Genomic DNA, 22,970 nt, shown 5'->3' on the forward strand with positions numbered 1-22,970 from the left:
AGCGGATGTGCTGGTGTGTGCGGGCTCACACATACTCTTTCCGATTCTTCCCGATCCCCCGGAGACTCCGCACCATGAAAGTCAGCGACATCCTTCGCGTCAAAGGCAACACCCTTTACACCGCATCGCCGGACGAGCCGCTGGCGGGTGCCGTGAGCCTGATGGCCGAGCGCGACATTGGCTCGCTGGTGGTGATGGAGCATGGCGACCTGGTGGGCATGCTTACCTTTCGCGAGGTGATCCAGGCCTTGGTCAAAAACGGGGGCAGCGTGGGCACGATGCTGGTGCGCTCGGCCATGGACGACGCGCCCCTGACCTGCACGCTCGAAACCGACATGGACGAAGTGCGCCGCATGATGCTGGACCGCCATGCGCGCTACATGCCCGTGATGGACCGCCGCATGCTGATGGGCGTGATCAGCTTTTACGACGTGGCCAAGGCCGTCGTGGATAGCCAGAACTTCGAGAACAAGATGCTCAAGGCCTATATCCGCGACTGGCCGGAAGACGAGTCCCGCAGCGGCTGAACGCTGCGACGTCTGCGACACCGAGCGCTGTTCTCAACTCACGCCCCGCGCAGGCGCGCAAAGCCAGGCTTCCAGTTCATCTGGTGGCATGGGCCTGCCGAACAGATAGCCCTGCATCACAGGGCAACCGTGGGCCTGTAGCCATTGCTGCTGACCTGTAGTTTCCACCCCTTCGGCCACCACCACCATGCCCAGGCTGTGGGCAATGCTGAGCACCGATACCGTGAGCGCGCGTGCGGTGGGGCTGGTGGTGAGGTCCTGCACAAACGCCATGTCCAGCTTGAGTTCGCTGATGGGCAGGCGGTGCAGGTAGCTCAGGCTGGAGTAGCCGGTGCCAAAGTCATCGAGCGACAGCTTAAAGCCCTTGTGGTGCAGCGCCTCGATGTTGGCCAGCGTTACCGGCCGTGCATCCATCATCACGCTTTCGGTGATCTCCAGCAGCACATCGTTGGTGCGCAGGCCGTGGCGCTCCAGCGCGTCGCAGACCTGCTGCGCAAACTCTGCCTGGTGAAAACTGCGTCCTGACAGGTTCACGGCCACGCAGGGCACGCTGTGGCCAGCTGCACGCCAGGCCGACAGCTGCGCACAGGCTTCGTCCAGCAGCCACAAGGTCAGTTCGTGAATGAGGCCGGCCTCTTCGGCCACTGGGATGAACCGGCTGGGGGGCACCATGCCCCATTCGGGATGTTGCCAGCGCGCCAGCGCTTCCACACCGTGCAGGGTGCCAGGCGCACTGCTGAGCACCTGGGGTTGGTAGTGCAGGCTCAGGCTGTGGTCGGCCAGCGCCTGGCGCAAGGCGCGTTCCAGGGCGGCGCGCTCCTGTGCGCGCCGGTTCATTTCGGCGCTGAACAATTGCAGACTGTGCCTGTGGTCGCTTTTGGCCTGGACCATGGCTTGGTCAGCGTGGCGCAGCAGCGTGTCGATCGCATCGCCATCGTCCGGAAACATCGCAATGCCAATACTGGCGTGGCAGACATGGGCTTGCCCGTGGAGGTCCATGGGGCGGGCCATCTCTTGCAGGATGCTCTGGGCCATCTGCACGACTTGCCCGGTGCTGCACTCGGACAACAGCAGCACGAATTCATCACCCGCCAGCCGGCCGATCAGATCGCGCGCGCGCAGGCACTGCGTGAGTCGCTTGGCCACTTCGCACAACAGCGCGTCGCCTGCGGCATGGCCCAGGGTGTCGTTGACCTGCTTGAAGCGGTCCAGGTCGATGAAAAGCACCGCACCAGGGTGGTCTTCCTGCCGCAGGCTGGCCAGCGCACGCTCCGCACTGCTGCGGAACATGGCGCGGTTGGGCAGGCCCGTGAGTTCATCAAAAAAGGCGAGCTGGTGAATGCGCTGGCGTGTGGCGTTGCGTTCAATGGCCAGCGCACACAAGTGCAGGCACACGTCCACCAGCCGATGGTGCAGCGCGTCGGGCGCGCGCGGCTCCCGAAAATAAAAGGCAAAGGTGCCAATCACCTTGCCTGCGTGGTCACAGATCGGGCTGGACCAGCAGGCTCGCATGCCGCTGGGCTCAAACAGGGTGCGGTAGTCGGCCCACAAGGGGTCGGTGGTGATGTCGGTGACCACAACAGGCGCCCGCCGGAAGGCCGCAGTGCCACACGAACCGACACAAGGGCCGACGGGAACCCCGTCCAGCGCCTGGCAGATGGCGGGGGGCAGCCCGGGCGCTGCCAGCGGGTGCAGCAGGCCCAGCTCGTCCACGGACAGGATGGAGGCCGTGACTTCGGGGGCGATGCGTTCCACTTCGCGGCACACCAGAGCCATCAGGTCGGCGAGCGGCAATTCGTTGACCATGCCCTCCAGCACGCGCTTTTGCAGCACCTCGTGCATCTTGGTGAGAGTGATGTCGGTCAGCACCGTGATGCTGCCCCCCGGTCCGCCGGAGGCCTCGTTCGAGGCATTGATCATCATCGACACCCAGCGTGGCTGGCCAGCCTTGCTGTACAGCAGCGTCTCTATATGAAAGCCCCCTTGCTGGTCGATGCCATCACGGATTTCGCTCAGCAGCCCGGGGTCGGAGTGTGGGCCCAGCAGCACGTCGCTGAGGTATTTGCCCAGCACCTCCGCAGGGCTGAACCCAAACAGGCGGGTGAATCCTTCATTCACATACACCACGTGCCGGGTGCTGTTGCTCATCACGATGGCGTTGTCGCTGGCATCCAGTGCCCTGCGCAACGGGGCATCGGCCAAAGGTGCTGGCGGCAGGATGCCGTGGTGGGAAGGAGGGCCGGAAGTGTGCGGGGCTGAAACGGGCATGGATGTCCCAAAGATCGTCCATGGATGCTAGCAAGTGCGCGCCGCACTGCCAAGCGCGTTTGTGGCAAGTATTCATCTGAACCCCATGTTGTGCCTCTCATTCTTGGGTGGGGCGTGCTCTGTGGTGGGGTCCAGCGACGGCGGCGCACGCCGCTCTGGGATAATCCCGCCCCATGAGCGGCAACACCTTCGGAACCCTATTCGCAGTCACCAATTTTGGTGAATCCCACGGCCCGGCCATTGGCTGCGTGATCGACGGTTGTCCGCCCGGCATGCCGCTGTCCGAGGCCGACATCCAGGCCGACCTGGACCGGCGCCGCCCTGGCACCAGCCGCCACGTCACGCAGCGCAACGAGCCCGATGCGGTGGAAATCCTCTCCGGCGTGTATGAGGGCAAGACCACAGGCACGCCCATCGCCCTGCTGATCCGCAACACCGACCAGCGCAGCAAGGATTACAGCAACATCGCCGAGAGCTTTCGCCCCGGCCATGCCGACTACACCTACTGGCACAAGTACGGTATCCGCGACCCGCGTGGCGGTGGTAGGTCGTCGGCCCGGCTGACGGCACCCACGGTGGCTGCGGGCGCGGTGGCCAAGAAGTGGCTGGCCCAGCAATACGGTGCACAGTTTCGCGCCTGCATGACGCAGCTGGGCGAGCTGGCCATCCCGTTCGAGAGCTGGGAGCATGTGCGCAGCAATCCCTTCTTCGCCCCCGTGGCCGATGTGCAGCAGTACGAGGACTACATGGATGCCCTGCGCAAGGCCGGTGATTCGTGCGGTGCCCGCATCCGCGTGCAGGCCACCGGCGTGCCGGTGGGCCTGGGTGAGCCGCTGTACGACAAGCTCGATGCCGACATTGCCCACGCCATGATGGGCCTCAATGCTGTCAAGGGCGTGGAAATCGGCGCTGGGTTTGCCAGCGTGGCCCATCGGGGCACCATGCACGGTGATTCGATGACGCCCCAGGGCTTTCGCACCAACAACGCCGGTGGTGTGCTGGGCGGCATCAGCACCGGGCAGGACCTGGAAGTGAGCATTGCGATCAAGCCCACCAGTTCCATCATCAGCCCGCGTGAATCGATCGATGTGCATGGCAACAGCACCGAGGTCATCACCAAGGGCCGCCACGACCCCTGCGTGGGCATCCGCGCGGCGCCCATTGCCGAAGCGCTGCTGGCACTGGTCGTCATGGACCACGCCCTGCGCCACCGCGCGCAGTGTGGCGACGTGGTGCCCCCGGTGCCGCCTATACAGGCATCGTTCCTGTAACGGGCGCGCTGCGCTGCGGGTGGAGCACGGGCTTTCGGTGCTGGTGACGCAGAGGGCGTGCAGCGATGCGCGCCCTTTTTTCTTGGATTGAATGAGGTAGTCCATGCGCAGCTTGTTGGCACAGGGTTTCATGGGATCGCAGCGAGGTCGCCGCAAGGTCGCACTCGCGATGGTGGCCACACTGGGTGCGCTGCTTGCGGGCTGCGGCACGGCTTTGCCAACTGGCGATGGGCGAACCTCTCAGCACATCGACATCACGCTCATTGGCTTCAACGACCTGCACGGCAACCTGGAGCCGCCGCGCATGGCGCATACCGTCCAGACTGCGGCGGGGCCGGTCTCGGTGCCTGCCGGGGGCATGGCTTATTTCGCCAGCGCCATTGCGGCGCTCAAGGCCCGGGGACAGCACCACGCTGTGGTTTCGGCGGGGGACATGGTGGGTGCATCGCCGCTGCTGTCGTCACTGTTCCTGGATGAGCCCACCATCGAGGCGGTCAACGCCATGCAGATCGACTTCAATGCCGTGGGCAACCATGAGTTCGACCGGGGCTGGCGCGAACTGCTGCGCCTGCAGCACGGCGGCTGCGAGAAGTTCACTGCGCGCCAGCCCTGCCAGATCAGCCAGCCCTTCGTTGGGGCGCGGTTCGGCTTTCTGGCCGCCAACACCGTGCGCACCGAGGATGGGCGCACGCTGCTGCCTGCCACCGGCATCAAACGATTTACCGAGGGTGGAGTGACCGTCACCCTGGGCGTGATCGGACTCACGCTGCAGGCCACGCCCACCATGGTCAGCCCTTCGGGTGTGGCGGGCCTGCGCTTTGAGGACGAAGCGGCCACGGCCAACGCGCTGATTCCGCAGCTGCGTGCCCAGGGCGCCGATGTGATCGCTGTGGTCATCCACGAGGGCGGCGGCACCACGGCCGGCGTGCAGGAGACCAGCTGCGCGGGCCTTTCGGGCGACATCGTGCCCATCCTGGAGCGGCTGGACCCGGCCGTGGACGTGGTGGTCTCGGGCCACACGCACCAGGCCTATGTTTGCGACTACGGCCGCGTGAACCCAGCCAAGCCCTTTCTGCTGACCAGCGCGGGCCAGTACGGCACGCTGCTCACGGACATCCAGTTGCGGGTGGACACGCGCACCCGCCGCGTGGTGCACAAAGCTGCGCGCAATGTCATCGTGCAGGGCGAGGCGTTCACGGGCAGCCAGGGGCACGTGCCCCTGACCTCGGCCGTGCCGTCCTTTGCGGCCGATCCGCAGGTGCAGAAGGTCATCGACACCTACCGCGCGGCTGCCGTGCCGCTGGCCCAGCGCCCCGTGGGGCAGGCCGCTGGCGCCCTGCGGCGCACACCGGCCCCGTCGCTCGAAAGCGCGCTGGGCAACCTGGTGGCCGATGCCCAACTCCACGCCACGCGTGCACCGGAGCAGGGTGGGGCGCAGCTATCTTTGATGAATCCGGGTGGCCTGCGCGCTGATCTGGTGCCCGATGAACAAGGGCTGGTGCGCTATGGCCAGCTCTATGCGGTGCAGCCCTTCGGCAACCAGTTGGTCGTCAAGACCTTCACGGGCGCGCAGATCAAGGCGGCGCTGGAGCAGCAGTTCGCCAGCGGCAGCAACACCGTGCAGCGGCCCCGGGTGCTGTTGGTGTCTGCAGGGTTTTCGTACCGCTATGACCTCACCCAGCCAGTGGGTGCGCGTATTAGCCACATGGTGCTGAACGGCACACCGCTGCACGACGATGCGCAGGTGCGCGTGGTGATGAGCAGCTACCTGGACAGCGGCGGGGACAACTTCACCGTGCTGGCCGAAGGCCGCGACCGCGTGGTGGGCGGGCTGGACCTGGACGCGTTGGAGGCTTACTTCCGCGCCCACAGCCCGGTGCCGGTGCCCGCCACGGACCGCATCACGCGCGGGGCCCGCTGAGGCGCGTGCTGGTTCTTAGCTGCGCCCCGGGCGCATTGCCGCCAGCCAGCGCAGCGGGTTGAATCCTGTCACCAGCCCGGTGGCCACCAGCACCAGCGCTCCGCCCCACACCATCCCGGGGCCCAAGGCCTCGCCCAGAAAGACGTGGCCCCAGGCCACACCGAACAGCGGGATCATGAAGGCCGAACTCATCGCTGCCACGGGCGAGACATGTTTGAGCACCCGCAGGTTGAGCCAGTAGGCCAGGCCCGAGGTCACGATGCCCATCACGGCCACCGCAGCCAGTGCCCCCGGTGTGAAACGGGCCTCGGGCAAGCTCCACGCAGCGCCCGGCATCAGCAATACCAGTGCGGCGGCGTGGATGCCTGCGGCAATCGACAACGGGGACATTCGCGTCGTGGCGCGCTTCATCCACGTCGTAGAGATGCCATAGCAGGCAGACGCTGCCACACAGGCCGCCGCTGCCATCAGCAAAGCAGGCGTGGGCTCCACGGGCCCCAGCTGCACGATCAGCGCCACCCCCGCAAAGCCGCAGACGCAACCCAGCCACTTGCGCGTGCTCAGTGTGTCCTCCTTCATCCACGCGGCGGCAATCACACCAAAGGGCACGGCCATGGTGTTGAGCAGCGAGCTGTAGCCGGCGGGCAGGTGCAAGGCCGCCCAGGCATACAGCAGAAAAGGCAGTGCGACGGTGAGCGTGCCCAGCCCGAACAGCTCGCGCCAATGTCGCCACGGCCAGGGTTCGTTGGCGACCCGCATGATGCCCATCAGCGTCAACGTGGCCAGGCCAATGCGCAGCGCGGCCATCACGTTGGGCCCGAGCACGGGGCTGGCAATGCGGATGAAAAGAAAGGAGGCGCCCCACAGGGCGGACAGCAGCACCAGCTGCAGGAAGTGGCGGGTTTTCACCGGGCGCATTGTGGAGTACAGGCGAGTCGCGCGCTGGCTCGCACCAAGCCAGTTTTCAAGCCAAATTGGCACCTAGCGCTTATCCAGAAAGCGCAGGTAGCTATTAATTTTGGAGCATACTGCGGTGTAGCACGCGCGACAGCGATTGCCCGCTCAGGTCCACATGCGTTGCCCGTGGATGTGGTTGCTATAATATTTATAGCTGCTAGCGCTTGTGTGATAAGCGCTAGAGGCCAAAATCGCCTGAGATCGTCCGGCCCTGTAGCCGGCACCGGTGCAGACAGCAATACGAAGGCTTTTACTTGCGCACTTCGTCGACCATGGCGCGGAAGTCGTCGATGTCTTCAAAGCTGCGGTACACGCTGGCAAAGCGGATGTAGGCCACCTTGTCGAGCTTCTTGAGCTCGCGCATCACCAGCTCACCAATGCGGCTGGAGATCACCTCGCGCTGCCCCAGGTTGAGCAGCTTTTCCTCGATCCGCTCGATGGCGCTGTCGATCTGGTCTGTGCTCACGGGGCGCTTGCGCAAAGCCAGGTTGAACGAGGCGAGCAGCTTGCCCCGGTCGTATTCAATGCGGCGCCCGTCCTTCTTGACGATGGCCGGGAAGTTCACTTCCGGCCGCTCGTAGGTGGTAAAGCGCTTGTCGCACGCGCCGCACTGGCGGCGGCGGCGGATGAAGACCCCATCCTCAGACACCCGCGTTTCAACGACTTGCGTCTCGAGGTGGCTGCAGAAGGGGCACTTCATGGTTTTCGGCTGTGGATTTAGCCGTAGACGGGGAAGCGGGCGGTCAGGGCATTGACCTTGGCGCGCACCGCAGCGATGTTGGCTTCGTCGCGCGGGTTGTCCAGCACGTCGGCAATCAGGTTGGCCGTGATGCGGGCTTCTTCTTCCTTGAAGCCACGCGTGGTCATGGCGGGGGTGCCAATGCGCACGCCGCTGGTCACCATCGGCTTTTCAGGGTCGTTGGGGATCGCGTTCTTGTTGATGGTCATGTGGGCGGCGCCCAGCACGGCCTCGGCTTCCTTGCCGGTAATGCCCTTGGCGCGCAGGTCCACCAGCATCACGTGGCTTTGCGTGCCGCCGCTCACGATGCGCAGGCCGCGTGCGGTCAGCGTCTCGGCCACCACCTTGGCGTTCTTCGCTACTTGCTCCTGGTAGGCCTTGAACTCTGGCTGCAGAGCTTCCTTGAAGGCCACGGCCTTGGCGGCGATCACGTGCATCAGCGGGCCACCTTGCAGGCCGGGGAAGATGGCGCTGTTGATAGCCTTTTCGTGCTGGGCCTTCATCAGGATGATGCCGCCACGGGGGCCGCGCAGGCTCTTGTGCGTGGTGGAGGTGACCACGTCGGCGTGGGGCACGGGGTTGGGATACACGCCAGCTGCGATCAAGCCAGCGTAGTGGGCCATGTCCACCATGAAGATCGCACCCACGTCCTTGGCCACCTTGGCAAAGCGCGCAAAGTCGATGTGCAGGCTGTAGGCCGATGCACCGGCGATGATGAGCTTGGGCTTGGTCTCGTGGGCCTTCTTTTCCATCGCTTCATAGTCGATGGCTTCGTTGGCGTCCAGGCCGTAGGAGACCACGTTGAACCACTTGCCCGACATGTTCAGCGGCATGCCGTGTGTGAGGTGGCCGCCTTCGGCCAGGCTCATGCCCATGATGGTGTCGCCGGGCTTGAGGAAGGCCAGGAACACGGCCTCGTTGGCAGAGGCGCCGCAGTGGGGCTGCACGTTGGCGGCTTCGGCGCCGAAGATCTGCTTGACGCGGTCGATGGCCAGTTGCTCGGCCACGTCCACATGCTCGCAGCCACCGTAGTAGCGCTTGCCGGGGTAGCCTTCGGCGTATTTGTTGGTCAGCTGCGTGCCCTGCGCCCACATCACGGCGGGGGAGGCATAGTTCTCGCTGGCGATCAGCTCGATGTGGTGCTCTTGCCGGGCGTTTTCAGCCTGGATGGCGGCAAACAGTTCGGGGTCGGTTTGTTCGACAAGAATATTGCGGTCGTACATGATTGGCAGTCCTATGAACTTGTGTCCCTTGAAACAAGGGCTGCCCAGGCGAACGGCTGAACGCAGAAGGGATAAACCCCGTGCGGCACGCTTCCCAGTGGTTCACAAGAGGCAGGCCCTTGTCGGTTTCCACGTCAGCGGCAGCACCCTGTGTTGGATGCCGCGCCTATCGCCAGTCGCGTACCTCGCTAGTGTAGCTGACGTGACGCGCGCAAAGGTGCCAGGGAAATGGGAGGCGGTGTGTCCGAGGGATGTTTCTACCCCCAGGGGCTCGCGAACCTTGTCAGAGCCCGGAGAGCAGGGCCACTTTGTCACCGCTGGCGGCAGGCGTTGCGGGCGGTGCGGCCACCGGGATGACCTGTGCGGGAGCCTGGGTAGAGAGGTTGGGTGGTGGCGTGGTGGGCATGGCCCGGCCACCGGCGACCTGGCGCAGCCGGAAATGCTCGGCCATCACCTTGGCCGCATAGCCGCCATCGTCGGCAAGATTGCCTGCGCCGACATAAAAGCGCAGCCCGCCCTCCACCGAACCGGCGCGCGCAATGCACTCCTGCAGAACCTTCACGCCCACACGCAGATTGCTCACGGGGTCAAAGGCAGCAAAGTGCCCGCCAAAGTTCTGGTACTTGTCGGTGTGCACATTGGTCATCACCTGCATCAGCCCCTGGGCGCCAACGGCGCTTTGTGCAAATGGGTTGAAGCTCGACTCGATGGCCATGATGGCAAGGATCAGCGTCGGGTCGATCTTGGACTTTGCGCCAATTTCATAGGCCTCGGCCACCAGCACGCTCAGCGGCTCAGGGGCGACACGGTACTTCTTGCTGAGCCAGAAGGCGACGGCAGCCTGCTCTTTGGGCAGGTCCTTGGGGTTGCCCGCCGTGGCGCGCTCACTGGCTTCTGGTTCGATGGGCATGCCAAGCACTTCCACTTGGCGGGCCTGCAGCCAGTTCATCAACTGTGCTTCACCAGCCTGGCGCAAGTCCGGGCGGGCCGTGAGGGTGATCACGACGAAGGCGACAGCCAGGCCGATGAGGGCAAAGCTGTTGTGGGTGATTTCAAGAAAACCTTCGGTCACGTCGGCCACGAAGGTCCGCACGCCGGAGACTATTTTTCCTGACGCTGTCATAGCTCTTCCTTTCTGAGGCGCCACAGTGAGCCGGGCAGTCGTCGGGGACTGTCTCGTCTCGGCGGATCGCCTGGATTGGTACGCCATCAAGTGAGGCCGCACGTCTTTGGTGTGCTTGGGGCCTGCTTTGACTTAGCCGGGTTCGGCAGCGAGGTTGGGGTTTTTACTAGCCCGTTTTGGGGCTGGCGGATTCTAGAAGTTCACTAAATGCTTAGTCAATACTAACATCTTGATTTTTAAGATCATTAAGTTATGAAAAGTATGTAAAAAATCACAGGTTTTAGGGGGTGTGCGCCGACCTGGCGCTTGGGACTTTGCGAGCTGTTGTTACGTGCGTATGTCAAATTCAATCGCTGGTCTTTTTGCCATTGAGAATCCAGTTTGAGTTGCGGCGGCGCCTTTGGTAAGGTTGCGTTGCCTGTAGATTTCAGGCATCGCCAGACGAAGCCAAGTCTCCCTCCGAGGGCATTCAGTGTCCTGGTGCAGCAGATGCGGCTTCTACGGCAAACCCCTGGAGGCAATACCTTGCCTCCTCGCCATGTGGACCTTCATCTCCGCATCGCGACCGATGGCAAAGACCGTTGTGTCAGCCGTCAAGCCCGGCAGGCAGGCCTTGAGGCCCTGTCTGCCGGGCTTTCTTGTTTGTGGCGTGGCGTGCTTTTGGGCTCTTGGCCCTTATATATAGATAATGGGGGCTGTTCCCTAGAGCGGCGGCGCCCTTGCAGGGCCGCAGCATGTCAGCCCGTCTGGCAAAGCCTTGTGCCAGATCACCCCCAGGGCTTGGCACACCGCCATGCTGCGGCCTGTTTGCCAAACCCGGTGAAAATAGCCGCTTTGTTGCTCTGGCGCGCGTGCAGCGCAGTTGCCGGGGCAGGCCTTCAGGCAGTGCGCCCGGGGCCGCCTTTGTTATCCATTGGATCCATGTTTCCATTTTTTTCCCGCAGCAAAATGTCCGACGCACCTGAAGTGAATCCGGCCCCGGCCAAAACCCATGAGCCGCATCCGCTTGATGCGCTGACCGGTGGCGCTTTTTCTGCCGCTACCTCAGGCGAGCGCGCCTCCCGCATTCGTGACTGGCTGGCTACCCAGCCAGACCACGAGCAGTTGCAGGAGGTTTTCAAAGAATTGAGCGGGCGTGACAAGGGCGCCGCGCGCGCGGTGCGTGAGCGCCTCGATGAAATCCGCCGCGCCAAGGGCCAGGAGGTCATTGCCGCCGAGTGGGCTGAAAAAGCGCAGGTGCTGCTTGCAGCCCCTAAGCTCAACATTGCCGATGCCCTGGCATGGCAGCGTGATGCCGCCAAGGCGGGCGCACCGCTGTCCCGCGAGCCCTTGTCTGTGCTCAAGGTACAGGTCGCGGATCGCGTGAAGGTGATCGAGGATCTGCAGCACCGCGTTCAGGTGCAGCGTGAGGCGGCTGTGCTGCTGGCCCAGCGCATCGAAGTGCTTTCCACCAAGTCCTGGCGTGACGCTCAGGCGGCGCTGGAGCTGTTGCGTGCCGATGTGGCCCGCTGGCAAGAACAGGCGCAGGAATTGACTGGCGATGCCAGCTGGGCCAGTGTGGAGGCACGTTTCCCCCCCTTGCTCGATGCGTCGCGCACCCAGCTGCTGGTGGTGTGGGAGGCATTCCAGCCCGCACTGGCCCAGGCTGTGGCGGCCGCCGAAGATGTCAATGCACCGCTGCCGCCAGTGCCCGTCTGGGCGGATGAGCTGCGTACCGCGCGCGGCCTGCCCACGGAGGCTGCTGCTGCCGCTGCGGCCGCCAAGCCTGCGCGTGTTGCCAAGCCCAAAGTCGCGCCGGAAGTGATTGAAAAGGCTGCGCATAGTGTGCGGGAGGCCTTGGCGGTCCTCGAAAAGGAAACTGCCGAGGGTCATGGGAAGGCCAGTGCCGGGGCTGCAGCCGCGCTGCGCGCCGTGCTCAAGGTGCATGGCAAACACATCGATAGCGCCCTGGAGCAGCAGGTGCATACGGCCCTGGTGGCGGCTGGTGAGCTGGAAGGCTGGCAACGCTGGAGCGCAGACCAGGTGCGCGAAGACCTGGTGGCCAAGGCTGAGGCCTTGCTCAACCGCCCTGAGGGCCAGGCCCTGGGCGGCCGCAAGATGCAGGAAACCCTGCGCAACCTGCGCGAGCAGTGGAAACAGGCAGACCAGGGCGGGGCTCCCAACCACAGCCTGTGGAAGAAATTCGACGAAGCCTGCAACGCTGCGCACAAGGTGGTGGAGGCGTGGCTTGACAAGATCCGCACCGAAGCCGCTGAGCACAAGGCCCAACGCCTGGCGCTGATCGAAGAGGTCAAGGCGTGGGCGCAGGAACATGCCAACTCTGGCGACTGGAAAGCCATCAACCGTGCCCTCCACCAGTTTGGTGATCGCTGGCGCGAAGGCGGCCATGTGGGCGAGAAGCTGTTTGCGGAACTGCAACCCCTTTGGAAGCAGGCGATTTCCATGGCAGCTGCTCCCCTGGAAGCTGCACAGAAGGAAAGCCTGGCCCGCCGTCATGCAATGATTGATGAGGCCATGGCCCTTGGTGCGGCCCCCACTTTGCGCATCGATGCGGTCAAGGCGCTGCAGCAGCGCTGGCAGGCTGAGGCGCAAACCGTGCCCTTGGACCGCAAGCACGAGCAGAAGCTGTGGGATGCGTTTCGCAAACCCATCGATGAAGCCTTCAACCGCAAGTCGGCAGACCGCGAGCGCGCGGTGACCGAATTGAGCGCACGCGATCGCGTGGTGCTGGAGGCTTCGAAGGCCCTGGAGGCTGCCAATGCCAGCGGTGATGCGCAGCAGATTCGCGCGGCCATGCAGGCGCTGGAAGCTGCACTGCGCGGTCAGGCCCAGGCGGCAGAAGCTGTGGCCACGGCGCAAAAGGATGCTCAGGCGCATTCAGAGGCGCAGGCAGGCGCTCTCCCGGTTGCTACCGAGGGTGGCGCCGGTGAATCTGCCGAAACCCCCGATGGTGGTGAAGTTGCCGAGGTTGCCACGCCAGCGCCCGCAGCACCTAAGCCTACTGCCCGGCCTGTGGTGGCAGTGCGCGGTGACGACCGCCCCGGCATGAAGAAGGATGCGCCTGCGGCCGCTGGCCGTGGTACGCGTCCAGGCGACCGCCGCGATGGTCGTCCGGGTGATCGCGATGGCGCCCGTGGCCCGCGTGGCGATGGCCGCATGGGCGACCGTGCTGACCGTGGCGGCCGATTTGGCGAGCGCCCAGCGTTCGAGGACCGCGGCCCCCGCCTGGGTGACACCGCGTTCCGCGCCCAGCGCGAAGCCATGGAGCACGCCCAGCTGGCCTTGAAGAAGCTGGCGGCTCAGGCCCACGGCGAGGCGCTGACCCAGTTGTTGACGGCCTGGGAGAAGCGCGATGCAGCGCTGGTGCCCGGCACGCAAGATCTGGGTTCGGGTGTGACGGCATCGGTGCGCAGCGCCTGGACGCAAGCGCTGACGGCTGCCCCCAAGGGTGATGCGGCAGAAGCGCTGCTGCGCCTGGAGATGGCGGCTGAGGCGCCCACTCCGGCGGAGCACATCGCTGCCCGTCGCATGCTGCAGTTGCAGCTGCTGACGCGCCGCAATGATCCTGCGCCTGCACAGACCTGGGGGCAGGATGTGGCGCGCGTGCTGGCCAGCTCCAGCGATGCAGGCAGCGCACGCCGTTTGCAGAACGTGCTGAAAACACTGCTGCGCAAGTGACGTGATGTGGCGGGTGGGCATGTGCACTGCGGTGTGTGTGTGCCCACAGCGCTTACCGCAACACGCAAGACGAGATCGCTGGTGGTCTCGTTTTTCTTTGGCGGCCAGAAAACAAAAAAGCCGTTGCAACTGCAACGGCTTTTAATGTGTTTGGTGCCCAGGAGAGGACTCGAACCTCCACGATGTTACTCGCTAGTACCTGAAACTAGTGCGTCTACCAATTCCGCCACCTGGGCTTTCAGATCAGCCTCGAATTATAGGACAAGAAACTCAGGCTTCTGGAGAGTTTTCAAAAAAATGTACCGTCGGTTCAAAATTCTTTGGCCGCAACAGAAGGTGCAAAACGTATCGGCAAATAAAAAAGCCGCTGTGTGTACAGCGGCTTCGATATTTTGAAAACCATCGCTGGTTCTCGTTAAACTTGGTGCCCAGGAGAGGACTCGAACCTCCACGATGTTACTCGCTAGTACCTGAAACTAGTGCGTCTACCAATTCCGCCACCTGGGCATTTCAGGAAAGTCTAAGATTGTATATCAAAAAAACCACCCCCGGCACGCAGTCCACGCATTTGTCGGACGAGATTGAAGGCAGCGTGCAAGGGCACCGTGATGGACACGGTTTTGTCATCCGTGACGATGGCGAAGGCGACATCTATATCCCCCCGAACGAAATGCGCGCAGTCTTGCACAAGGACCGTGTGCGCGTGCGCATCGTCCGCCAGGACCGCCGTGGCCGCCCCGAAGGGCGTGTTGTTGAAATCATTGAGCGTCCGCCCCAGCCCATCATTGGCCGACTGCTGCAGGAAAGCGGCGTGTGGCTCGTGGCCCCCGAAGACAAGCGCTACGGTCAGGATGTACTGATCCCCAAGGGCGCCACGGGCGCTGCGAAGCCTGGGCAGGTCGTGGTGGTTGAGCTGACCGAGCCGCCGGCCTTGTTCGGCCAGCCTGTGGGACGCATCACCGAAGTGCTTGGCGAGGTCGATGACCCCGGCATGGAGATCGAAATCGCCGTGCGCAAGTACGGTGTGCCACACGAGTTCTCGGCCGAGTGTCTCGCCCAGGCCAAGGAACTGCCCGACAAGGTGCGCGCGCAGGACAAGAAGCGCCGCGTGGACCTGACCGACGTGCCCCTGGTCACTATCGACGGCGAAGACGCGCGCGACTTCGACGATGCTGTGTACTGCGAGCCCGCCAAGGTCGGCCGCAGCAAGGGCTGGCGCCTGCTGGTGGCGATTGCCGACGTGAGCCACTATGTGGAGACGGGCAGTGCCATCGACATCGATGCCTACGACCGCGCCACCAGCGTGTACTTCCCGCGCCGCGTGATCCCCATGCTGCCCGAGAAGCTCAGCAATGGGCTCTGTTCTCTGAACCCCGAGGTGGAACGCCTGTGCATGGTCTGCGACATGCTGGTCACCGCCAAGGGCGAGGTGCATGCCTACCAGTTCTACCCGGCAGTGATGTTCAGCCATGCGCGCTTCACGTACACCGAAGTGGCGGCCATCCTGGCCAACACGCGCGGCCCCGAGGCCAGCAAGCGCAAGGACCGCGTCAAGGACCTGCTCAACCTGCATGACGTGTACCGCGCGCTGCTCATCGCTCGCCAGGCGCGCGGCGCGGTGGACTTCGAGACCACCGAAACACAGATCGTCTGCGACGAAAACGGCCGCATCGAGAAGATCGTGCCGCGCACCCGCAACGATGCGCACAAGCTCATCGAAGAGGCCATGCTGGCCGCCAACGTGTGCAGCGCTGACTTCATCGCCCAGGGCGGGCAGCCCGGCCTGTTCCGTGTGCACGAAGGCCCCACGCCCGAGAAGCAGGAAATCCTGCGCAACTACCTCAAGGCCATGGCCGTGGGCATGACGATTGGCGACGACCCGAAACCCGGTGACTTCCAGGCCATCGCCACGGCAACCAAGGACCGGCCCGACGCTCAGCAGATCCACACCATGCTGCTGCGCTCCATGCAGCAGGCCATCTACACGCCCGTCAACAGTGGGCACTTTGGCTTGGCATTCGATGCCTACACGCATTTCACCAGCCCGATCCGGCGCTACCCCGACCTGCTGGTGCACCGCGTCATCAAGGCCATTCTGAGCAAGACGAAGTACGCGCTGCCGTCCTTGCCCACACCCGGCGAAGCCCATGCCAAGCTGGCCAAGCGGTTGGCGGCCCGCGTGGCGGCGCCCGGCACCAAGCCCCGCAAGGATGTGGCACCACCAAGCCGCGACACCCAGGCCTGGGAGGCCGCAGGCCTGCACTGCAGTGCCAACGAACGCCGTGCCGACGAGGCCAGCCGCGATGTGGAAGCCTGGCTCAAGTGCAAGTACATGCGCGAGCACCTGGGCGAGGAATACAGCGGCGTGGTCAGCGCAGCGACAAGCTTCGGCATTTTCGTCACGCTGGACGCGATGTATGTCGAAGGCCTGGTGCACATCACCGAACTGGGCGGCGAGTACTTCAAGTTCGACGAGGCGCGCCAGGAGCTGCGGGGTGAGCGCACAGGCATCCGCTACGCTATCGGCGCGCGGGTCCGGGTGCAGGTCAGCCGTGTGGACTTGGACGGACGCAAGATCGACTTCCGCCTGGTGCGCGAGGGCGAAGAGTTGCTGGGCCGCGCGTTGAAAGACAAGGGCCTGGGCACAGAAGGCGCTGGTGGCGCCCGCAAGGCGGGTGGCCGGTCCGGTGGACGCAAGTCCGACAAGGGCCCAACCCCATCTGCCACGGAGCAAGCGGGCCTTTCGCGTGAGCGGGCCGCGCGTTCACCGATCCAGTCTCTGAAAGCATCTGTCAAGAAGGCGGTTGCGGGAAAATCCAGCAAGAGCAAGGCGCGCAAGCCCCGCCGGGGCTGACACAAGCGGGGACGGCGTACAAAATCACGCTCAAGCTATTGCTCACTAATTAATAGCTGCTAACGCTTTATGGATAAGCGCTAGCAGCTATTTTTATTGGATTTTCGGGGTGGTCTCGCGCGGGGTCGTGGCCACAACGCCCAAGAAGCGGGCGTACCGCTGCGCCGTCTCTTTGGGCGCCTCCATCATGGGCAGGTGGCCAATGCCGGGCAGTGCTTCGGCATGGGCGTGGGGCAACAGCTTCTGCAAAGTCTGCAGTCCAGAGTGGTCGAACACGTGGTCGCTCTCGCCCCACAGGGCGAGGATGGGGTGGTGCTGCAACGTGCTCAGTCGTTGCTCCAGCAGGTAGCGGTCTTTGAGCTGCGCGTCCCACAGGCGCGTGTTGGAGGTGGCGTTGCGCAGCGCTTCTTGTTCAGACGCGTGCAGGATGGGGTAGGGCAAAAAGGGGCGCTTTTCAAACACCAGATCCATCATGGCGCCGAAGGCTGCGGCATCGTAGGCTACCAGCGGGCGTTGTCCGGTGTCGATGAGGCGGTCCATGGTGCTGGGCTGGGGCGAGTGAATGCCGTGGGGTGCGCCGATGAACGCCACGCTGGCCACGCGCTCGGGATGCTGCAAAGCAAAGAGAGCGGCGATGGTGCCGCCCATTGAGTTGCCCGCCAGATGCACTTTCGCAAGGCCGAGCGCGTCCAGAAACGCGGCCAGCCGCGTGACGTGGGCGGCGTAGTCGTAGGGCTGGTCGTCCCGCCGTGTGCTCTCGCCAAAGCCCGGGATATCTGGGGCAATCACCCGGTACTGGCCGGTGAGCGGTCGCGCAAAATCCACCCAATGGTCTTTCTCCGCAAAAATGCCGTGCAGCAGAACGATGGGTGTGCCACTGCCGTGGCCCGGCGCGGGGTTTGGGGGCGTGTCGTTGTCCAGGTAGTGGATGGTGTGCATGGCCGCATCGGCGGTTTTTTCTTCCAGGCCGGACAGATGGCGATTGGCGCTGAGCAGGGGCTCTTTGAACAGCGAAGGTGCCCAGTAGTAGAGGCCGACCGTGCCCAGTACCAGTGCCGTTGCGACAGAAATAACGATGCGTTTCAAGAAGCGTTCTCCAAGGGTATGGCTGCGTGCATGCCAGGGACTGCTGCTTCAAGTGTCAACACACGCTCGGCCCCTGGCGGGAGAGGCAAGGCTACGGAGAACGCGGTAAAAATACTTGTAGGTTTGGGCTATGCCAGCACGCAACACACTGACCCTGGGCACTGACCGGGCGCTCTACGTCGGAGAGATCCCGGCCACGGGCTGGCACTGCCATGCGTCGCCGGTGCTTCTGATGGGGCTCTCGGGGCGGTTCGCGGTGCACTGGGGGGCAGGGCGTGTGGAGACCTGCCACAGCGCGCTGGTGGACGCGGGCGTGGAGCACCTGTTCGACCCTTGCGGCGAGACGGTTGCCCTGGTGTACCTGGAGCCCGATTCGCGCGAAGCACGGGGGTTGCGCGGTCTTCTCCAGCAAGAGGGTGGCGTGGTACTGGATGTCGCAGTCTCCGTGGGGGCGCGCAGCGCCATGGAGGGTTATCTGCATCACTTCGACCTGCCCGCCTTGCTGCGTTGCCCGCTCGATAGCGAGGTGGCGCCGCTGGACCCGCGCGTGGCGTGCAGCCTGCGTGTGCTGCGCCATCCGCAGGCGGGGCGGGTGGCACGGGGTTACCTGGCCTCGGGCGTCCAGCTTTCAGCGTCGCGTTTCAACCACCTGTTTCGCGCCGAAATGGGGGTGAGCTTGCGCACCTATCGGGTCTGGTCCCAGGTGCGGCTGGCGATGGCGGGGCTGGCGGTCAGTCCGCGCCTGACCGACGCGGCGTTGCACGGCGAGTTTTCTGATTCGGCCCACTTCAGCCGCATGTTCCGACAGACCTTTGGCATGACACCGTCGAGCGTGCTCAAGCCGCTCAAGACGGTGACCTTGCTGGCCTGAGGCTCAGCTTCCGCCCACGCGCCGCGCCAGCGCACTGGCCGTCAGCGCCTGGCGCGCTGGCCAATCATCAGCCGCCTGGCCATGCTGGTACACCGCTTCACTCGCAGCGCGCAAGGTGCTGGCACCGGCGGCCAGGTGGGCGCCCACCATGCCTGCCAGCACATCGCCTGTACCTGCCGTGGCCAGTCGCGCATTGCCCGTGGGGTTGATGGCGGGCACGCGGTCGGGTGCGGCAACCACGGTGCCCGAGCCCTTGAGCACGGCCACGCAGTTGAACTGGTCTGCCAGCTGCTGCGCGGCCCCAAGCCGGTTGGCCTGGACCTCGGCGGTGGTCAGGCCCAGCAGGCGGGCGGCCTCCAGCGGGTGTGGTGTGAGCACCGTGGCTTGCCCGTGCTGGCCGCGCGCCACCACCAGCGCGTGCAAAGCGGCCTGGGTGGCGATGGTGTTGAGCGCATCGGCGTCCAGAACCAGCCGGGCTGCGCGGGTGATGACCTCGGGCAGAACGCGTGCGATGGCCTGCCCGCCGCCACAGCCGCAGACCACGGTGAGCTGTTCCAGTGCCAGTGCGTCAAAGCGGCGGAACATCAACTCGGGCTGCTGTGGGTCGAGTTGCTGCTGACCGTTGTCGAGCAAAGCCACCAGCACCCGGCCCGCGCCGCTGTGCAGAGCGGCCGAAGCGGCCAGCAGAGCGGCGCCCGCCATGCCCATGCCCCGCGCCGCCAGTCCTTCGCCGCCCACCACAGCCACGTCGCCATAGCTGCCCTTGTGGCTGGCATGGGCGCGGGGGGCGGGCAGGGCGGGGCCGGAAAGCCAGGCGTTGGGCGGCTCGTGCCCGGGTTCTACGCCCAGATCATCCAGCCAGACCTGGCCTGCTGCGTCCCGCCCGGCGGCGGTGAACAGGCCGGGCTTGAGGGTGAGCAGACTCAGCGTGTGGCGTGGCGGGGGCGCTTGGTGGTGCAGGTGGTAGTGCTGGTGGGTTGGGGTGTCGGGCGCAAGGCCTGCAGCAAATTGGCCGGTGTCTGCGTCCAGCCCGCTGGGCAGGTCCACAGCCAGCACGGGGGCCGGACTGCGGTGCAGGGCTTGCAGACAGGCCTGGAGCCTTGCGTCGGGCGGGCGTGCGGGGCTGTGGGGTGAAGAAGAGACGCCAATGCCCAGCAGCGCATCAATGCACAGGTCGTTGGCCCCCAGATCGCCGGGTGCGGTGTCTGCCCAGACCACGCCCGCATCCCGCGCCCGCTGCCACGAGGCCCTGGCATCGGCCGGGGCCGTATCGGGCTGGCCCAGCCAGGTCACGACCACTTTGCGGCCACTGCGCTGCAGGTGCATGGCAGCCTCCAGTCCGTCACCTCCGTTGTTCCCGGGCCCGCAGGCAATCCACACGGTGCGTGCGTGGGGGGCCAGCGCCTGGGCCAATTGCGCCACGGCCAGGCCGGCGCGTTGCATGAGGGTGTGTAGGGGCAGGGCGGCCGCCGCCGCATTTTCCAGGCGGCGGGTGGCGGCTGTGTTGAACAGGGGATAAGGCTGGTGGGCGGTGATGCGGTGCATGGGCTGCAGGGGGCAAGGGCTGCTGCCAGTGGCAGCGCGCCTGCCATTGTGCGCCGACACCCCGTGGGGGCAAAGCGCAGGCTCTTAGAACCGACGCATGCCCAGCCCGTCCAGCGACACCTCGGGCTCGCGCTGCGCGATCAGGTCGGCCAGCGCCCGGGCGCTGCCGCAGGCCAGAGCCCAGCCACTTGCGCCGTGGCCGGTGTTGATCCACAAGCCCGGCACGCCGCTGGCGCCCACCACCGGTGCTCCGTCGGGCAGCATGGTGCGGGCGCCGCGCCAGATCTGCAGGTTGGATGACAGCTGCGCGCCGCCGGGGAACCAGTCGTTCAGCGTGCGGTACAGGCGCTGCAGTGTGGGGGTGTGGTGCTCGGCATCGGCCCCGGCCAGTTCAGCACCACCGGCAATGCGCACACGCTGGCCCAGGCGGGTGATGGATATCTGCTGACCCGCATCCACCACGCTGGCGCGCGGGGCGTGGGTGGATTCGCGCAGCGGGGCACTGACGGAGTAGCCATACACGGCCGCCATGGGCAGGCCCAAGCCCAGCGCAGGCAGCAGCGTGGCTGATGCCATGCCCGCGCACAGCACCACGGCATCAAATCGACGCAGCTCCGCTTCGCCTTGCAGCACCACGCCGGTGGGGCTGCTGCCCAGTCGGTCCACGCGGGTGTTGAACACAAACTGCACGCCACCGCCCTGAATACCCTGGCGCAGCAGCTGGGCAAACAGGCGGCAGTTGCCCGCGCGCGCGTCGGGCAAGTGGATGGCGCCTGCCAGCGGCGCCTCGGGCGACAGGCCGGGCTCGATCTGGCGGGCCACATCGGCGTCGATCTCGCGCAAGGTCACGCCGCTGTCGCGCAGCACCTGCAGTGCGGGCTGCAGGCGCGTGCGGTCTTCCTCAGTGCGCAGCAGCACCAGGCGGCCATCGCTGGCTTCGAAATCCAGCTCGTGCTGGCTGGCGATGGATTGCAGGCGCGTCTGGCTGTACTGCGCCAGGCGCTCGACGGCTGTAGCCGGGGCGCTGTGGCTGCGGGCCATGCTGCGCCAGCGGCGCAACCAGGCCCAGTTGGCGAGGGTCAGGCCGCCCGCCATCCGCAGGGTGGCCTGTGCCCCCATCAGTCGCAGCGGCTGGCCAAAGCCCGGCACTGCCCAGGGGCTCAGCAGGTAGGGTGCGAGCAGTCCTGCAGTGGCAAAGCTGGCTTCCTCGGCGGCTGCGCTGCGTTGTTCGAACACCGTGACTTCGTGGCCGTCGCTGGCCAGCTCGTATGCGGTGGTGACGCCGATGATGCCGGCGCCCACGATAGCAATCTTCATGAATATGGGTGTTTTTGGCTTCTGGCGCTTGTTGGTAAAGCGCGAGCAGCTATTATTTTTGTAGTATTTGTTCGATCTGCAGGCTCACGTTGAGCACCGTGTCGTCCCTGAGCGCTCCGTGCCAGACCATCAGCCCGACCGGGAGTTCCCCTGGCACATAGCAAGGCAGCGACAGCGCACAGCCATCCAGCAGATTGACCACGCTGGTGTTGCGCAGCAGCAGGTTGTTGACGCGGAAGAACTCGGCGTCGCGGGCGGCGTTCTGGACTTTGTCCAGTCCATCGGCCGGCGCGACATCGGCAATGAGCGGTGCCACGATGGGAACGGTGGGGGACAGCAGGGCGTCATAGCGCTCCATGTCGGAGAGCATGCGTGCAATCCATCGCTGGCGCGCCTGCACCAGGTCGATGTATTCCCAGGCCATCAGCGTGGCGCCTTTTTCAATGCGCATGCGCACCCGGGGGTCGTAGCGGTCGCCTGCGCGCTGCAGCAGCTCGCGGTGCCAGGCGTAGGCTTCGGGGGCGGCAAAACCATAGGCGGGCTGCTCCAGCACGGCGGGCAGGTCGATGGTGTCGATCTGGGCGCCGGCCTGGCGCAAGGCTTCCACGCTGCGCTCAAAGGCGCGCGCCACGGTGGCATCCAGCCCGTCGAGGAAGAGGGTGGACGGCACCGCCAGCCGGTACTGCGACAGCGGCGCCAGGCTGCGCGTCACGCGCCGGGCGGCCAACACCTCGTGCGCCACGATGGCGTCGCGCACGGTGCGCGTCATGGCGCAGGCAGTGTCCAGGGTGGTGGACAGCGGCAAGGCGCCAGCGGTAGGCACCAGCCGGGCGGTGTTCTTGAAGCCCACGATGCCGTTGAGCGCTGCAGGAATGCGGATGGAGCCACCGGTGTCCGACCCCAGCCCGATGAACGCGGCGCCAGTGGCGACCGACACCCCGGCGCCGGACGAAGACCCGCCGGGCACCCGGGGTGCGCCGGGCACGGCGCCAAAACGGGCGTCCCAGGCAGCAGGCGTGCCGTAGTGGGGGTTGATGCCCACGCCCGAGAAAGCGAACTCCACCATGTTGGTGCGGCCAATCAGGCTGGCACCCGCTGCGCGCAGTCGGGCCACGGCCGGGCAGTCTTTAGCTGCTGCGGGAGCCCCCGCCAGTGCGGTGGAGCCCGCCGGGGTGGGTTGGCCGGCCACGTCAAACAGGTCCTTCACCGACACCGACAGCCCGGCCAGAGGCAACTGGGCTACGCCCGGTTGCACCGCTGTGGTGCGAGCCTCGTCGAACAGGGTTCGCACAAAGCTGTGGGTGTTGGAGGTGGCCTGGGCAGCGTCGATGCAGCGTTCCAGCTCGGCGGGCGCGGTAGTGGCGCCGTCCCGCAGTTGCTCACGGGTGGCGATCAGGTCAGAGAGCATGGGTGTGCTAGAATCTTTGGGTTTTGCTGGGAGCAGTAGCGCAGTGGTGCAAGGTTTGCACAACCAGCGTGGCCGCTGCGGCAAGACCAATCGCAAAGCAGCCCTGTCAAGGTGTTGCGGTGTTCGTGAAGATCACGGCACTGCAAATATTGGGGCTGATTTTAGACCTAACCTTTGGAGTA

General features: G+C 65.2%; 15 protein-coding genes, 2 tRNA genes and 1 riboswitch. Of the genes, 6 read left to right on the forward strand and 11 right to left on the reverse strand.

All coding sequences use genetic code 11. The features are described 5' to 3' along the window. Window positions 1-74 precede the first annotated feature (74 nt). Window positions 75-527, forward strand: coding sequence for a CBS domain-containing protein (locus LPA35_RS16755; protein WP_055394762.1), 453 nt, complete (start codon window positions 75-77; stop codon window positions 525-527). Between the two features lie 33 nt (window positions 528-560). Here LPA35_RS16755 and LPA35_RS16760 read toward each other — a convergent pair whose 3' ends face one another. Beyond that, window positions 561-2,795: an EAL domain-containing protein gene (locus LPA35_RS16760; protein WP_228897733.1), complete on the reverse strand. Its 2,235-nt coding sequence runs from the start codon at window positions 2,793-2,795 to the stop codon at window positions 561-563. A 173-nt stretch (window positions 2,796-2,968) separates the two neighbouring features. Here LPA35_RS16760 and aroC point away from each other — a divergent pair, with 173 nt between their 5' ends. Beyond that, window positions 2,969-4,066: a chorismate synthase gene (gene aroC / locus LPA35_RS16765; RefSeq protein ID WP_055394766.1), complete on the forward strand. Its 1,098-nt coding sequence runs from the start codon at window positions 2,969-2,971 to the stop codon at window positions 4,064-4,066. 103 nt (window positions 4,067-4,169) lie between these two features. Beyond that, a complete protein-coding gene (locus tag LPA35_RS16770) occupies window positions 4,170-5,987 on the forward strand; it encodes a bifunctional UDP-sugar hydrolase/5'-nucleotidase (RefSeq protein ID WP_228897734.1) in 1,818 nt (605 codons plus the stop codon). Window positions 5,988-6,002: 15 nt separating this feature from the next. On the opposite strand, the gene LPA35_RS16775 is transcribed toward LPA35_RS16770, so the two are convergent. The 4 genes from LPA35_RS16775 to LPA35_RS16790 all read right to left on the reverse strand — a co-directional run bounded on the left by LPA35_RS16775 (window position 6,003) and on the right by LPA35_RS16790 (window position 10,029). Further along, window positions 6,003-6,905, reverse strand: a complete 903-nt coding sequence (locus LPA35_RS16775) for a DMT family transporter (RefSeq protein ID WP_228897735.1) — start codon at window positions 6,903-6,905, stop codon at window positions 6,003-6,005. Between the two features lie 289 nt (window positions 6,906-7,194). Continuing rightward, on the reverse strand, window positions 7,195-7,644 hold the full coding sequence (nrdR, locus tag LPA35_RS16780) for a transcriptional regulator NrdR (protein WP_055394770.1): 450 nt from the start codon (window positions 7,642-7,644) through the stop codon (window positions 7,195-7,197). A 17-nt stretch (window positions 7,645-7,661) separates the two neighbouring features. After that, a complete protein-coding gene (gene glyA / locus LPA35_RS16785) occupies window positions 7,662-8,906 on the reverse strand; it encodes a serine hydroxymethyltransferase (protein WP_121420559.1) in 1,245 nt (414 codons plus the stop codon). 35 nt (window positions 8,907-8,941) lie between these two features. Beyond that, window positions 8,942-9,096, reverse strand: a riboswitch (ZMP/ZTP riboswitch). 93 nt (window positions 9,097-9,189) lie between these two features. Further along, the gene (locus LPA35_RS16790) at window positions 9,190-10,029 is read right to left on the reverse strand and encodes a lytic transglycosylase domain-containing protein (protein ID WP_055394774.1); all 840 of its coding nucleotides are present in this window, start codon (window positions 10,027-10,029) and stop codon (window positions 9,190-9,192) included. A 921-nt stretch (window positions 10,030-10,950) separates the two neighbouring features. On the opposite strand from LPA35_RS16790, the gene LPA35_RS16795 reads away from it, so the two are divergent. Further along, window positions 10,951-13,707: a DUF349 domain-containing protein gene (locus LPA35_RS16795; RefSeq protein WP_228897736.1), complete on the forward strand. Its 2,757-nt coding sequence runs from the start codon at window positions 10,951-10,953 to the stop codon at window positions 13,705-13,707. Window positions 13,708-13,858: 151 nt separating this feature from the next. On the opposite strand, the gene LPA35_RS16800 is transcribed toward LPA35_RS16795, so the two are convergent. Next, window positions 13,859-13,943 (reverse strand) — tRNA-Leu (locus tag LPA35_RS16800). Between the two features lie 186 nt (window positions 13,944-14,129). Next, window positions 14,130-14,214 (reverse strand) — tRNA-Leu (locus LPA35_RS16805). 19 nt (window positions 14,215-14,233) lie between these two features. Between LPA35_RS16805 and rnr the strand changes: the two genes are divergently transcribed. Next, the gene (gene rnr, locus LPA35_RS16810; RefSeq protein ID WP_055394778.1) at window positions 14,234-16,561 is read left to right on the forward strand and encodes a ribonuclease R; all 2,328 of its coding nucleotides are present in this window, start codon (window positions 14,234-14,236) and stop codon (window positions 16,559-16,561) included. Window positions 16,562-16,654: 93 nt separating this feature from the next. Here the strand turns inward: rnr and LPA35_RS16815 are convergent, their stop codons facing one another. Then, on the reverse strand, window positions 16,655-17,647 hold the full coding sequence (locus LPA35_RS16815; protein WP_228897737.1) for an alpha/beta fold hydrolase: 993 nt from the start codon (window positions 17,645-17,647) through the stop codon (window positions 16,655-16,657). Window positions 17,648-17,777: 130 nt separating this feature from the next. On the opposite strand from LPA35_RS16815, the gene LPA35_RS16820 reads away from it, so the two are divergent. Beyond that, complete coding sequence (locus LPA35_RS16820; protein ID WP_228897738.1) at window positions 17,778-18,518, forward strand: helix-turn-helix domain-containing protein; 741 nt, start codon at window positions 17,778-17,780, stop codon at window positions 18,516-18,518. A gap of 3 nt (window positions 18,519-18,521) precedes the next feature. Here LPA35_RS16820 and LPA35_RS16825 read toward each other — a convergent pair whose 3' ends face one another. The 3 genes from LPA35_RS16825 to LPA35_RS16835 form a co-directional block, all read right to left on the reverse strand. Then, window positions 18,522-20,063, reverse strand: a complete 1,542-nt coding sequence (locus LPA35_RS16825; protein ID WP_228897739.1) for an NAD(P)H-hydrate dehydratase — start codon at window positions 20,061-20,063, stop codon at window positions 18,522-18,524. 84 nt (window positions 20,064-20,147) lie between these two features. Beyond that, a complete protein-coding gene (locus LPA35_RS16830) occupies window positions 20,148-21,380 on the reverse strand; it encodes an FAD-dependent oxidoreductase (RefSeq protein ID WP_228897740.1) in 1,233 nt (410 codons plus the stop codon). Between the two features lie 52 nt (window positions 21,381-21,432). After that, a complete protein-coding gene (locus LPA35_RS16835) occupies window positions 21,433-22,788 on the reverse strand; it encodes an amidase (RefSeq protein ID WP_228897741.1) in 1,356 nt (451 codons plus the stop codon). Between the last annotated feature and the right edge of the window lie 182 nt (window positions 22,789-22,970).

Source organism: Acidovorax sp. Leaf73, assembly GCF_916855635.1.
GTDB classification, from domain to species: Bacteria; Pseudomonadota; Gammaproteobacteria; order Burkholderiales; family Burkholderiaceae_C; genus Acidovorax; species Acidovorax facilis.